General features: G+C 45.4%; 10 protein-coding genes. All 10 read left to right on the top strand.

The window, feature by feature from the left end:
- Positions 1-233: 233 nt before the first annotated feature.
- The 10 genes from RIL182_RS20245 to RIL182_RS20200 all read left to right on the top strand — a co-directional run bounded on the left by RIL182_RS20245 (position 234) and on the right by RIL182_RS20200 (position 14,235).
- The gene (locus tag RIL182_RS20245) at positions 234-1,628 is read left to right on the top strand and encodes an ABC transporter substrate-binding protein (protein ID WP_006856622.1); all 1,395 of its coding nucleotides are present in this window, start codon (positions 234-236) and stop codon (positions 1,626-1,628) included.
- Between the two features lie 133 nt (positions 1,629-1,761).
- Positions 1,762-2,640 (top strand): carbohydrate ABC transporter permease, encoded by an 879-nt coding sequence (locus RIL182_RS20240; protein ID WP_006856623.1) that lies wholly within the window; start codon positions 1,762-1,764, stop codon positions 2,638-2,640.
- A complete protein-coding gene (locus RIL182_RS20235) occupies positions 2,640-3,503 on the top strand; it encodes a carbohydrate ABC transporter permease (RefSeq protein WP_006856624.1) in 864 nt (287 codons plus the stop codon). The genes RIL182_RS20240 and RIL182_RS20235 overlap by 1 nt, the downstream gene beginning before the upstream one ends.
- Before the next feature lie 82 nt (positions 3,504-3,585).
- Positions 3,586-5,025, top strand: coding sequence for a sucrose phosphorylase (gene gtfA, locus RIL182_RS20230; protein ID WP_044998851.1), 1,440 nt, complete (start codon positions 3,586-3,588; stop codon positions 5,023-5,025).
- Positions 5,026-5,200: 175 nt separating this feature from the next.
- Positions 5,201-6,892 carry a glycoside hydrolase family 32 protein gene (locus RIL182_RS20225; protein WP_006856626.1) on the top strand — a complete coding sequence of 564 codons (1,692 nt, stop codon included), beginning with the start codon at positions 5,201-5,203 and terminating at the stop codon, positions 6,890-6,892.
- Positions 6,880-7,857 (top strand): LacI family DNA-binding transcriptional regulator, encoded by a 978-nt coding sequence (locus tag RIL182_RS20220; protein WP_006856627.1) that lies wholly within the window; start codon positions 6,880-6,882, stop codon positions 7,855-7,857. The genes RIL182_RS20225 and RIL182_RS20220 overlap by 13 nt, the downstream gene beginning before the upstream one ends.
- Before the next feature lie 81 nt (positions 7,858-7,938).
- Entirely contained in the window at positions 7,939-9,621 is a 1,683-nt protein-coding gene (locus RIL182_RS20215; protein ID WP_044998831.1) for a glycoside hydrolase family 13 protein, read from the top strand.
- Between the two features lie 24 nt (positions 9,622-9,645).
- Entirely contained in the window at positions 9,646-11,898 is a 2,253-nt protein-coding gene (locus RIL182_RS20210; protein WP_006856629.1) for an alpha-galactosidase, read from the top strand.
- A gap of 565 nt (positions 11,899-12,463) precedes the next feature.
- Complete coding sequence (locus RIL182_RS20205; protein ID WP_006856630.1) at positions 12,464-13,420, top strand: carbohydrate kinase family protein; 957 nt, start codon at positions 12,464-12,466, stop codon at positions 13,418-13,420.
- A 131-nt stretch (positions 13,421-13,551) separates the two neighbouring features.
- The gene (locus tag RIL182_RS20200; RefSeq protein ID WP_022112026.1) at positions 13,552-14,235 is read left to right on the top strand and encodes an LptM family lipoprotein; all 684 of its coding nucleotides are present in this window, start codon (positions 13,552-13,554) and stop codon (positions 14,233-14,235) included.
- Positions 14,236-14,310 lie beyond the last annotated feature (75 nt).

Below are 14,310 nucleotides of genomic sequence, written 5' to 3'. Positions count from 1 at the left end.
AAATACCTAGAAATGATTAGAAATGCAAAAAATTTATTGTAAATATGTACAAAAAATAATGTAATTATTTGATTATAACTGACAAATCATATGTCAACCGCTTGACATAAACAAAAAGCGGTGTTAAAGTAAGGGCACAGTAAGGACAGCGATGACGGACAGCCAAAAAGAATTAGTAAAATGGGAACGGGAACCAATCATATTTTAGATCATGAAAGAGTGGAGGAAAAACAATGAAAGCAAAAAAAGTGGTAGCAGTATTCATGACAGCAGCAATGACAATGGGGATGTTAGCAGGCTGCGGAAGCAACAACAGTACAGGTACAGCAAATGCAGGCAGCAATAGCGCAGAGAGCAAAAGTGATGCCGGTGAGAGCACAGATGCAGCAGGAACAGAGAGTGCCGGAAGCACTGATACATCAGATCTGGCAGGAACACAGATCACCATGTTAAACAGTAAAGCTGAGATCCAGACAGCACTTGAAGATATGGCAGAGGCGTTTAAAGAAGATACAGGAATCGAGCTTGAGGTTCAGGCATGTGGAACCGGTGAGTCTCCGTATACAAGAATTACAAGCGCATACAACTCAGGAACAGCACCGACAATGGCGATCATAGATGCCACAGACGTTGTTGCACTTGCTTCCCAGTATGCAGTTGATCTCTCCGATGAAGAGTGGGTAAAAGAGTGTGTAAACCAGACCACACAGGTTGACGGAAAGATATACAGCTTCCCACTCTGTGTTGAGGGACGTGGAATCATTTACAATAAAACAGCGATCGAGGATACTTTAGGAGAAGAGTTTGATCCATCCACCATCAATTCCTACGATGCATTAAAGGAACTGCTTGAAAACCTTCGTGCAGGCGGCATGGAGAATCCGGTTGTTATCTCCAAAGAAGACTGGTCTTTAGGCGCACATCAGCTTGGATTTATCTATGATTCCTACGACGGAACCACAGAGGGAAGTGCCAAAGTGATCGATGAGTTAAAAGCAGGTACATTAAAGGCAGAAGATTATGACAGATTCAACGAGTTCATGGATACTTTTGATTTATTAAGCCAGTACAACATCAACGGAGAGGATCCTTTAGGCGCTCTTTACGATCAGGATCCGATCTTCTTAGCTGACGGCGATGCCGCTCTCTGGATCAATGGATGCTGGGCTTGGCCAAACTTAAAAGAGGCAGGCGCTTCTGACAGTGATGAGTATGGATTCATTCCATATGTTTTAGGAAATGATACTTCTGATTTTGCAAACAACGGTATTCAGGCAAGCGCAATTAAACAGTTAATGATCGATGCAGAGCAGTCCACACCGGAGCAGCAGGAGGCGGCAAAGGCATTTGTCAACTGGCTGGTATACTCTGACAACGGACAGAAAATGTTAGTAGAAGACGCAGCAGTGATCCCGGCATGTAAAAACAATACTTATGAAGTATTAGATCCGCTTGGAAAAGACATTCAGGCAAAAATGGCAGCAGGAAACACCTATTCATCCAGCTATATCGCACCTTCTGACCACTGGAGCGTACTTGGAGCTTCCATGCAGAAATACCTTGGCGGACAGTGTACAAGAGATGATCTTGCAGCAGACATCGACAACTACTGGACATCACAGAATTAATCGTATCTAAAGAAAAAACAAAAATATCTGAGCGTGACCGTACGGATCACAGCCATATATCATCTCTGCGGGAATGCCATCTGAAAAAGCATGATGGCAGTTTCCGTGGGGATATCAGAAAGGAATTAGGGTTATGGGTAGAAAAACGGGAGAAAAAATTAAAAATCTATGTATCTTTGCACTGCCGGGATGTCTAATTTTCTGTGCAGTTGTCATACTGCCTTTCCTGTATGGTTTTTACCTGACACTGACCGATTGGGATGGAGTCAGCAAAGTAAAAAATATTATCGGCGTGCAGAATTATATTTCCGTATTTAAAGATACGGCATTCTGGTCCTCTATGGGACTTACTTTAAAATATGTAGTTTTATCGGTAATCTTAGTCAATGCAGTAGCATTCCTTTTAGCATATGCACTGACAAACGGAATCAAAGGCCAGAAATTTTTCCGTGCCGGTTTCTTTACACCGAATTTGATCGGTGGTGTCGTACTTGGATTTATCTGGCAGTTCGTATTTTCAAGAGTGCTTGTAAACATGGGAAAGAGCACAGGCTGGGGATTATTTTCCACTTCCTGGTTAGCGGATCCGAATAAAGCATTCTGGTCCATGGTGATCGTTACAGTTTGGCAATTATCCGGTTATATGATGTTAATCTACATCGCCGGTTTCACAGGGCTGTCCACAGATGTGCTTGAGGCAGCCAGCATAGATGGGGCAACAGGTTTCCAGAAAATGAAGAGCATTATCTTACCGCTGATGGTGCCGTCGTTTGTTATCTGTCTGTTCCTTACCTTATCGAGAGCATTCATGGTTTACGATGTAAACCTTACATTGACAGGCGGTGAGCCTTACGGTTCCACCAGACTGGTTGCGATGTATGTCTATGAAAAGGCATTTACATCCAGAAATTATGGCGTAGGCCAGGCTGAAGCACTGATCTTATTTATCATTGTTGCATGCATCAGCGGTGCACAGATCTATATCGGAAAGAAGAAGGAGGTAGAGGCATAATGAGCAGAGGTTCAAAAGTTGGCGGGACAAAACGCCGTGTATTGGATGTTGTTGGCTTTACAGCGATCATTGTTTTATTCCTGCTTTATATGGTACCGTTCATTCTGGTGTTGTTAAACTCCTTTAAACAGAAACGTGATATCATCAAGAATCCATTTTCCTTTATTACAGAAAAGGGATATACACTTGCAAACTATACAAAAGCATTTGAGAAAATGGAATTCATAAAAGCGTTTGGAAACTCCCTGTTTATCACAGGCTTAAGCACATTGCTCGTCATCATTTTCGCATCTATGGTAGCATATTATTTTACCCGCGCAAAAAATACATTTTCCAGAGTATTCTTTGCACTGATGGCAGCATCCATGATCATTCCATTCCAGGCGATCATGATCCCGTTAGTTTCCATTTACGGTTCCGGACTTCATATGTTAAACCACAGACTGACACTGATCTTTATGCATACCGGATTTGCGATGAGTATGTCAGTATTCATTTATCAGGGATTTATTAAGAGCGGTATCCCGCTTTCACTGGAGGAGGCGGCATATCTGGATGGATGTACCAATGTACAGACATTTTTCAAGGTCGTATTTCCTCTGTTAAAACCGACTACGGCAACCCTTGTGATCTTAAACGTACTGGCATTCTGGAACGACTATCTGCTTCCTTCACTGGTACTTGGAAAGAAAAACTTATATACACTTCCGTTATCCACTTATTCTTTCTACGGAACTTACTCATCCGATTACGGTGTGATCATGGCAGCACTGGTACTTACTGTTGCACCGATCCTGGTATTATATCTGTTCCTGCAGAAAGAGATTATCGATGGCGTGGTAGCCGGAGCGGTGAAATCATAAAAGAGTATTATTCCTGTGAAGTGGCAGCAGTGAAATGGTGGTGAGCATAAAAACAGGATTTTATGCAGAAATGGAGACTGATATGAAAAAGTTGGAAAACAAATGTATGCTGATTACTTATTCGGATTCGATGGGACATAATCTGGCAGACTTAAACGAGATCTTAGATAAATATTTTAAAAATGCAGTGGGCGGGATCCATATCCTTCCGTTCTTCCCTTCTTCGGGAGACAGGGGATTTGCACCGATGGATTACCACAAAGTCGATCCGGCATTTGGAGACTGGAGCGACGTGGAACATCTGGCAGAAAAGTATTACCTGATGTTTGATTATATGATCAATCATATTTCGGCACAGAGTCCGTATTACAAAGACTTTCTGGAGAAAAAAGATGCATCTGAGTATCATGACCTGTTCATCCGCTACAAAGATTTCTGGGAAAACGGGGAGCCGACCGAGGAGCAGGTGGATGCAATCTACAAAAGAAAGCCGCGTGCACCGTATGTGGAGGCACATTTTGCAGACGGAACATCTGAAAAAGTATGGTGCACGTTTGATGAAGAGCAGATCGATATCAACTGTAAATCTGAGACAGCAAAACGTTTTATCCGCGACAACTTAACGACATTGTGTGAGCATGGCGCTGCAATGATCCGCCTCGACGCATTTGCCTATGCAACCAAAAAAGCCGGAACAAGCTGCTTTTTCATTGAGCCGGATGTATGGGAGTTCTTAAAAGAGTGTGAGGATATCGTAAAGCCTTACGGAGTCACACTTTTACCGGAAATTCATGAGCATTACACGATGCAGGAGAAGATCGCAAAAGAAGATTACTATGTATACGATTTTGCACTTCCAATGCTGCTCATCAATGCATTATACTATGGACAGACACAGTATTTAAAACACTGGTTTGAGATCTGCCCGCGCAAACAGTTCACAACACTTGATACGCATGACGGAATCGGTGTGGTAGATGTCAAAGATTTGCTGCCGGATGAGGAAATCGGGCGCACCAAGGAGGATATCTTTAAGTTTGGTGCAAATGTCAAGAAAATCTATAATACCGCAGCGTACAATAACCTTGACATTTATCAGGTCAACTGTTCTTATTATTCCGCACTTGGTGATGAGGATGATGCGTATCTGTTAGCGAGAGCGGTTCAGTTTTTTGCACCGGGTATTCCGCAGGTTTACTATGTCGGACTGCTGGCAGGAAAGAATGACTTAAAACTTTTGGAAGAGACGAAAGTGGGACGGAACATCAACCGTCATTATTATACAAAAGAAGAGATCGATGCGGAAGTAAAACGTCCGGTCGTGGCAGAACTTCTGCGCATGATGGAATTTCGTAATGCTCACCCGGCATTCGACGGAACATTTGAACTGGAAACCTGTGACGATGATAAGCTTGTGATCGTGCGAAGAAACGGTGATGCGTGGGCAAAACTTTCCGCTGACTTTAAGGTGAAGAAGTTTACGATCACTTATACAGAAGACGGAGAAGTTCACACGTTTTGAAGATAATTGCACAATAGGGTGTCAATGTTATTAGTAGTACGAATAAGAAAAATGCAAGAATATGTTAACCAATGCAAGATAAGTTATGTGCGTACAAGCATTATAAAGAAAAAATAAGTTATGTGTGTACAAGTGCTGGTTAAAAAGGAAAAATATAAGTAGGAGGTTGTAAGACATGGAAAAGGAAATATACATCAAAAAAGGGTGGCTGTTTATTCCGGTCTGTGCCACGTATGGCGAGCTGCCGTTTGGCGGCAAAAAAAACAACCGTATGCTTGAGATATTCTGCCGGGAGAATAACAGCGAAACAAAGCTGTTTGAGTTTCAGATCCCGGCGGGAGAGGCAGAGGATGAAACATACCCTGTCAGTTATTATGCCCGTTTTCCGGTAAAGCAATTTACCGACAAAACACTAATTCTAAGAGGGGATCTTGGGAAAGCTTTCTTTGACAGAATCAGAAACGAGGACGTACCTGAAACGGAAGAAAAATCTCTCCGTGCTACGCAGGGTGAGGCTTTCCGCCGCCCTTCGATTCATTTTACACCGCAGACCGGATGGATGAATGATCCGAATGGCCTTGTGTATGCAGAGGGCGTGTATCATTTGTATTTCCAGCATAACCCGTTTGATGTGCAGTGGGAAAATATGAGCTGGGGACACGCGGTAAGCAGGGATTTACTGCACTGGGAGCAGAAGGATGATGTACTTTTCCCGGATGAGACCGGAACGATGTTTTCCGGAAGCGGTATTGTAAATGATCGTAAGATGCTCGGACTGCCGGAAGATGCGCTGGTATTTTTCTATACGGCAGCCGGAAATAATAATAAATGGAGCGCAGGGAAACAGTTTACCCAGCGCATTGCATACAGTACGGATGGCGGGGAGACACTCCATAAAATTGACAAAGGTGTGCTTCCGACGGTTTGTAAAGAAAACCGTGATCCGAAGGTGTTCTGGCATGAAAAAAGCGGTGCCTATATCATGACACTGTGGTTAGAGGAAAATGATTTTGGCATTTTTCGTTCCACCGATCTGCTAAAATGGGAACAGACCGACCGCCTGACATTCAAAGAGGCGTGGGAATGTCCGGATCTGGTATGCCTGAAAGATGAAAAAGGAAATGAGACCTGGATGTTCTGGAGCGCAGACGGTTTTTACTTCTGGGGAGAGTTTGATGGATATCAATTTCAGACCGATGGTGTGCGTCATGCGGCATACATTAATAAGATAGCTTATGCGGCGCAGACTTACAGCAATACAGGAAATCGTGTGATCTCAGTTCCGTGGCTCAGATTTCCAAACCGCGGAAGAAATTATACCGGGGCGATGGGACTGCCGAGGGAGTTTTCCGTTGCATATAAGAACGGTGAAAAAGTGCTCAGACAGAAACCGGTCAGGGAGTATGATGACAGCAGGAAACCTGTGTATGACAGTACAATGAAAAATGTCCGGCAGCAGGATACTGAAAATGAGGCACTGATGGCAGACACCGCAGCAAAAGTTGCAGATGAACATGTGTCAGCAAAGGATTTATTTCAGTGGAAATTTGTGCAGGATACTGCAACAGAAATTCAGATTACCCGTGCACAGTCAGAGGACATTTTAAGTGCCCGCATCAACCAGAAGACTGACTTTGTATACAATGCAAAAACCGGAGAGTTAAAAATCGGTGAAGAAACATTTGTAACAGGTGCCGGAATCCGTGATTTTTCTCTGCTTTTTGATGATGTGATTCTTGAAGTGACTGCAGATTGTGGTACAATCACAGGTATATTCGAACTGCCTGAAACTGCAGAAAAATTTTGCATGGAAAAGGGCAGTAGAGAGAAGATACAGGTTTTCGGGGAGGAAGTATGGCAACCTTAAAGGATGTGGCAAAGGAGACAGGGCTTACCGTAAGCACTGTTTCCCGTGTGCTGAATAACCGTGGATATATCAGCGAAGAAACGAGAAAAAAAGTATATGAGGCGATGAAGAAACTCAATTACCGCCCGAACGAAGTAGCGCGTTCGCTTTCCAAACAGACGACGAACACGATCGGTGTGATCGTGCCGCACATCAGACATCCGTATTTTGCGGAGCTGATCAGTAATTTGGAGAGTCAGGCGTATCATTATGATCATAAGATTTTACTGTTTAACTCCCAGGAGAAAAATGAAAAAGAATGGGAGTACATGGAAATGTGCACGAGCAACCGCGTGGCGGGAGTCATTCTCTGCAGTGGAACGGTCGGCGTGGAAAAGTTTACCGGATTAAATGTGCCGCTGATCACGATCGAGCGTTATCTTGAAAATGGAACAGCGGAGGTGGAGTGTGACAATGAGCAGGGCGGACGTCTTGCAGCGCAGCATCTGATCGACTGCGGATGTAAACATCTGATCCACATCAGCGGTGTCCATGAAACTGCCATGCCTGCGGATGCGCGTGCAGTTGGTTTCCGTGCAGTCTGTGAAAAACAGAAGGTTTCTTACCAGATCGCAGATACCACGGCCTTTGAATATAATCATCTCGAATACCATCAGATTCTCGAAAAACTGCTAAAGGAAAACCCGGATACAGACGGAATTTTTGCCAGCAGTGATCTGATCGCAGCGCAGCTTCTTCAGGTGTGCCATAAGTTGAGCATTGATGTGCCGTCGCAGATGAAGATCGTGGGTTTCGATGATGTCAATATTGCATCATTAACAACGCCACCGATCACGACGATCCATCAGCCGATCAAAGAGATGGCAAAAATGGCGGTGGAACTGCTCGTCCGTTCCGGTAACGGGGAACTTGTGCCGAACCGCACTACTCTGCCGGTATCACTTGTGGTAAGGGAGACGACTTGATTCAATATGTATATGAACCAGATATATAACAGGAAGGTAAATAGTGCATGCGCAAAACCGGCGCAGGAATGGAGGATTCCTATGGAAGAAAAAAAATGGTGGAAAGAAGCGGTAGTCTACCAGATCTATCCGCGCAGCTTTATGGACAGCAATGGTGATGGTGTCGGCGATCTTCGCGGCATTAAGAGCCGGCTGTCTTATTTAAAATTATTGGGAATTGACGTGATCTGGTTATCCCCGGTCTATCAGTCTCCGAACGATGACAACGGTTACGATATCAGTGATTACAGAGATATCATGACGGAGTTTGGTACAATCGAAGATTTTGATGAAATGCTTGCCGAGGCACACAAACTTGGCATTAAGATCGTCATGGATCTGGTCGTCAACCACAGTTCCGATGAGCACCGGTGGTTTGTGGAGAGCAGAAAAAGTAAGGATAACCCGTACCGCGATTATTATATCTGGCGTGAGGCAAGAGACGGAAAAGAACCGAATAACTGGGGTTCCTGTTTTGGTGGATCCGCATGGGAGTACGATCAGACAACGGATATGTATTATCTTCACATGTTTTCCAAAAAACAGCCGGATCTCAACTGGGAAAATCCAAAACTCAGACAGGAAGTCTATGACATGATGACCTGGTGGGGCGAGCGCGGCATCGACGGATTTCGTATGGATGTCATTACGATGATATCAAAAGACCAGCGTTTTCCGGACGGTGTGGTGCGTGGCAATGAAAAATTCGGGGATTCTTCTCCTTATGTCAACAATGGCCCGCGTGTACATGAGTATTTAAAAGAGATGAATGAAAAGGTAATCTCCAGATTTGACTGGATGACAGTCGGCGAAGGTGCCGGAGCAGGCGTTGAAGATGCAAAACGCTATGCCGGAACAAACGAAAATGAGCTGGATATGATCTTCACATTTGAGCATGTCAATCTCGGACAGACACAGTATGGCAAATGGAGTGACGGCAGTTTTGATCTGGTGGAGCTCAAAAAGGTATTTCAGAAATGGGAGGACGGACTTGAAGGTGTGGCATGGAACAGTCTTTACTGGGATAACCACGATCAGCCAAGAGCCGTGTCAAGATTTGGAAATGACAGTGAGGAGTACCGCGAGATCTCTGCAAAAATGCTTGCAACCTGTCTGCATTTTATGAAGGGAACACCTTATATTTATCAGGGCGAGGAACTTGGAATGACAAACCGGAAATGCAGGGATTTTTCGGAGTTCCGCGATATTGAGATCAAAAATGCATACCGTGATTTTGTCGGGGGCGGTATTTTGGACGAGGAGACCATGTTAAAATTTGTCAATGCCATCGGCCGTGACAATGCAAGATTCCCGATGCACTGGGATGACAGTGACAATGCGGGATTTACGACAGGAACACCGTGGATCTCTGTCAATGAGAATTATAAAAAGATCAATGCGGCAGCACAGGTAAACGATCCGGATTCTATATTTTCTTATTATAAGAAACTGATCGAACTGCGTCATCAGATGGAGATTATTGTGTATGGTGTATACAAGAGTAAGGCGATTGAACACCCGGATGTGTTTGCGTACACCAGAACACTTGGAGATGAGAAACTGTTTGTGGTCTGCAATTTCAGGGAGCAGGAGATGGATTTTACCCTGGAAGACGGTTTTACTGGGGACGAGAAAGTCCTGATCAGCAATTATGACGATGTGGTAAAAACAGAAAATGGCATCTATTTAAGACCTTACGAGGCAAAGGTATTTTACCGGAAATAAGTTTGGAGTGGAAGGGGAAAAACTATGGCAATCATCATAGATCAGGAGCAGAAACTGATCACACTGCATACAAAAAATACGACTTACCAGATGGGAGTCGGCAATTACGGGCAGTTGCTCCATCTTTATTATGGAAAACGTTTAACAGGCGATATGCGGTATCTTCTGACCTATTATGACAGGGGATTTTCCGGCAATCCGTATGAGGCGGAGTGCGACAAGACATATTCCATGGATGCACTGCCACAGGAGTATCCGTGTTTTGGAAACGGGGATTTCCGCAGTCCGGCATTTATCCTGAAAAATGCGGATGGAAGTTACTGTGCCGATCTGCGGTTTGTATCCTGCGAAATTTGTGAGGGAAAATATCGGATACCGGGTCTTCCGGCAGCTTATGACGAGACGGGGACGGAGAGTGAGACTTTAAAGGTATATCTGGAGGACAAGCCAAGTGGCGTGCAGGTGACACTGCTTTATGGTATATTTGCAGAGCTCGATATTATTACAAGGGCTGTGCAGATTACAAACCGGGGGCAGGAGGCTGTTCATATTGAAAAAGCAGCAAGCGCTGTACTTGATTTTATGACCGGAGAATTTGATGTGATTCATTTTCATGGCAGACACGGGATGGAGCGGATCTTAGAGCGTACGCCGGTGGAGCATGGCAATCAGGTATTTGGAAGCAGGCGCGGGTCATCCAGCCATCAGCAGAATCCGTTTGTGATGCTGGCGGGAAAACAGACCGGGGAAGATGCCGGTGAATGTTACGGCTGTATGCTTTTGTACAGCGGCAATTTTAAGGCGGAGGCAGAAAAAGACCAGTATGAGCAGACGAGGCTTGTTATGGGCTTGTCCGACGAAATGTTCTCCTGGAAATTAGAGCCGGGAGAGACGTTTGATACACCGGAGACGGCATTTAGTTATTCGGCAAATGGTTTTTCAACACTTTCGTGGAATCTGCATCGTCTGATCCGCAGCCACATCTGCCGCAGTGCATACCGCGATACCAAAAGACCGGTTCTGATCAATAACTGGGAGGCAACTTATTTTGATTTTACCGGAGAAAAAATCATAGAGATCGCAAAACAGGCGGCGGAGCTTGGCGTGGAGATGCTGGTGCTCGATGATGGGTGGTTTGGAAAACGTGATGATGATCTGGCAGGACTGGGCGACTGGACGGTCAATGAGAAAAAACTTGGCATGCCGCTTTCACAAGTTGCAGAAAAAATTCGTGGGCTTGGCATGAAATTTGGGATCTGGATCGAGCCGGAAATGGTCTGTGAGGACAGTGACCTCTATCGGGAACACCCGGACTGGGCATTTACCATTCCTGGACGAAAACCGGTGCGTGCACGCTATCAGCTTGTGCTCGACTATTCCAGAAAAGAAGTGGTGGACGGTATTTTTGCACAGATTGCGAAAGTGCTCGATGACACGAAGGCTGATTATGTCAAGATGGATATGAACCGTCATCTCACGGATATCTGGTCGAAAACGGCGGCAGAGCAGAATCAGGGTGCGATCCTGCACCGCTATGTGCTCGGTGTTTATGATTTTTTGGAACGGCTGCATGAACGTTACCCGGATCTTCTGATTGAGGGATGCAGCGGTGGCGGCGGCAGGTTTGATGCGGGAATGTTGTATTATACACCACAGATCTGGTGCAGTGACAATACGGATGCGGTTGAGCGTATTAAAATACAGTATGGAACATCCTTTGCCTATCCGTCCTGCACGGTCGGTTCCCATGTGTCGGCAGTTCCGAACCATCAGACCGGAAGAATGACAGAACTTGCGACACGGGCAGCAGTTGCCATGGCGGGCAGTTTTGGTTATGAACTGGACTTAAATCTGCTGACGGAAGAAGAAAAGGAACAGGTCAGAGAGCAGATCAAAAACTATCACCGTTTTGAGATGCTGATCCGGCAGGGCAGGTATTACAGGCTGACAGATGTCTGGCAGAAAAAAGAATATGCTGCGTGGGAGTATTGCAGGCCGGATGGAAGCGAGGCGCTGGTTACTGTGGTAACGCTGGATACGCAGTGTAATCCGGCGACGGAGTATGTGAAGTTGCGGGGACTTGGCGAAGATAAAAAGTACCGGGTGGAAGTTGTCGGAATGCAGACCGGTGGCGAAAATGGGCAGCGGATCAATGGGACACCGAACTCTGTTGAGCCGGAGTACTATACAGGGGCACAGCTTGTGCATGCGGGGCTGCCGGTTCCGCGGCTTGGGAATGAGTATAAGTCGTGGCAGGTGTACGTTAAGGAAGTGTAAGGAAAATATATGGAAAGGTGGATGCCGGAGGTGCTGTGAAGGCAAATTGAGCGAAGCCGGGGCGTGTTTTGTTCCGATGTCCGAAAATAAGAAAAGCTAAGTATGCCTGCGGGGGTGTGTGGCGGAGTGACGTGTGCGTCCTAAATGTGCCATCCGGGCACATTAGGACTTGGGCTGCCGTCCGTGGCGGCACAACACTGTGTGTTAACAGGCATACTAAGTTTTTCTAATTTTCTACCAAAGTCACAAAAGCAGCCCCGGCTTCGCTCAATTTGCCAGCCATTACCTTGCGGCACGCCTTTTGCGGAGATATTCGTCAGTCACTACCGAGAAGCCAGGGCGAAATCTGCCACAGACTGCAGGCAGTTGAGAGAACGGCACGGATTTATAAGAAGGTGCTGGGGAGCCGCCGGTACTTAGTGAGCGTATTTTGCTCACTTAGTATCCGCTGCGAGCGACAGGCAGCGAGAGCGTGCCTTCGTTAAATCTGTGCCGTTCTCTCAACGTTCCAACAAACCAAACCAGAACTTTGCATTAGCTTAACATAGCAGAAAGGAGCACATAAATGAACAAACAATATGATGTAGCCGCTCTCGGCGAGCTATTAATCGATTTTACAGAAAACGGCACCAGTGGTCAGGGCAACCCGGTCTATGAGGCAAATCCGGGAGGGGCACCGTGTAATGTACTTTCAATGTTAAATAAGTTAGGTCATCGCACCGCATTTTTAGGAAAAGTCGGAAATGATATTTTTGGCAGACAGCTTCGTGCTGCCGTGGAATCAGCCGGAATTGATGTGAGCGGACTTCTGACAGATGAGGATGTACGCACCACGCTTGCGTTTGTTGAGACAAAGCCGGACGGCGACCGCGATTTTTCCTTTTACCGGAATCCGGGTGCAGATATGATGCTCCGGGAGGATGAGGTCAGGCATGACATTATTGCAGATGCAAAAATCTTTCATTTTGGCACACTATCCATGACCAATGAACCGGTCAGAAGTGCGACAAGACATGCAATTAAAGTCGCAAAAGAAAACGGCGCGATTCTTTCCTTTGATCCGAATATCAGGGAGCCGCTCTGGAAAGACATGGAAGATGCAAGAACGCAGATGGCATATGGTTTATCCGTCTGTGATATCTTAAAAATTTCGGACAATGAGATCCAGTGGTTTTCCGGGAAAGAAGATTACACCGAAGGGATCCACATGCTGCAGCAGACCTATCAGATCCCGCTCATCCTTTTATCCATGGGAAAGGACGGAAGCAGAGCCTATTATAAGGATATGCTGGTTGAAGTTCCTGCATTTTTACAGAAAAACACGATCGAAACCACCGGTGCCGGAGACACCTTTGGGGCATGCTGCCTGCACCATATATTAAAGTATGGCTTAGATAACCTTACAAAACAGCAGTTAAAAGAAATGCTCACATTTGCCAATGCAGCAGCATCCATCATTACAACAAGAAAAGGTGCCCTGCGTGTCATGCCGTCGTTGGAGGAGATTCAGAGATTGTTGTAGGGTTTGGATGTAAGAGTAAAATGTCTAAAGGATTTCTTAAACTTCGCAAGAATGTCTTGGAATTGTGCATGGAATCATATAATATATATGATAAACCAAAACGGTAAGCAGTACGGACAGGTGGAGGACACATGAAAAAGACATTATGTATGGTATTTTTCCTGACAGTGCTGGCAGGTACGGCAGGCTGCGGACAAAAAAATACTGCAAATACAATGGAACAGACAGATACCCAGACGGAGAAAACATTAGAAGAACATTTCTTTTCGGCAGAGCAGGACGAACAAAACTACAATGTGATGGAAGAATATTCTGAGGATGAGGAATATCCGGATCTTGCAGCATTTCTGACGGAGTATTATCAGATTCCGGAAGAAGAATGCAAAGAGACACGGTATTACTATAATTACACGGATCTTAACGAGGACGGAACGGATGAGATCGTAGCGGTCACGATCGGAGATACAACATCTGATAATCGCGGGGATGCGGCACTTATTTTAAGACCGGGAGAAAATGGTCAGTTCGAGGTGCTTGGAGCATTTTCGCAGATCCATACTCCGGTAATGATCAGTGAAGATATGGAAAATGACTGGCATACGATCATTTTTCCAATTTATGGCGGTGGACAGGAATCCGGATTTATCAGCGCTGTTTACAGGGAAGAAACGGGGTATGAACTCGACGAGGAGAGTTTCGTGCGGGAAGAACCGAAAGTTTCCGGTGACAGGATTTTATCGGATAATCTGATCAATGATATGGATACTGACAATTATCTGACGATCGCGCCACGTGATACGGAGAGCCAGAACTGAATACAGCAGGATCAGACTGCAAATGGAAAGAAAAGGGAATCGGGCAGATGAGGTGACTGCGTCGGTTCCTTTTTT

Origin of the sequence: Roseburia intestinalis L1-82, from assembly GCF_900537995.1 — a bacterium.
GTDB lineage: Bacteria > Bacillota > Clostridia > Lachnospirales > Lachnospiraceae > Roseburia > Roseburia intestinalis.
The sequence above is the reverse complement of the archived record's forward strand: the minus strand, read 5'-3'. Positions and strand labels throughout refer to the sequence as shown.

Coding starts and splice junctions, on each gene's coding strand:
- RIL182_RS20220 (WP_006856627.1), top strand. CDS start 6,880: ATGGCAACCTTAAAGGATGTGGCAAAGGAGACAGGGCTTACCGTAAGC.
- RIL182_RS20225 (WP_006856626.1), top strand. CDS start 5,201: ATGGAAAAGGAAATATACATCAAAAAAGGGTGGCTGTTTATTCCGGTC.
- RIL182_RS20245 (WP_006856622.1), top strand. CDS start 234: ATGAAAGCAAAAAAAGTGGTAGCAGTATTCATGACAGCAGCAATGACA.
- RIL182_RS20215 (WP_044998831.1), top strand. CDS start 7,939: ATGGAAGAAAAAAAATGGTGGAAAGAAGCGGTAGTCTACCAGATCTAT.
- RIL182_RS20210 (WP_006856629.1), top strand. CDS start 9,646: ATGGCAATCATCATAGATCAGGAGCAGAAACTGATCACACTGCATACA.
- RIL182_RS20200 (WP_022112026.1), top strand. CDS start 13,552: ATGAAAAAGACATTATGTATGGTATTTTTCCTGACAGTGCTGGCAGGT.
- RIL182_RS20240 (WP_006856623.1), top strand. CDS start 1,762: ATGGGTAGAAAAACGGGAGAAAAAATTAAAAATCTATGTATCTTTGCA.
- RIL182_RS20235 (WP_006856624.1), top strand. CDS start 2,640: ATGAGCAGAGGTTCAAAAGTTGGCGGGACAAAACGCCGTGTATTGGAT.
- gtfA (WP_044998851.1), top strand. CDS start 3,586: ATGAAAAAGTTGGAAAACAAATGTATGCTGATTACTTATTCGGATTCG.
- RIL182_RS20205 (WP_006856630.1), top strand. CDS start 12,464: ATGAACAAACAATATGATGTAGCCGCTCTCGGCGAGCTATTAATCGAT.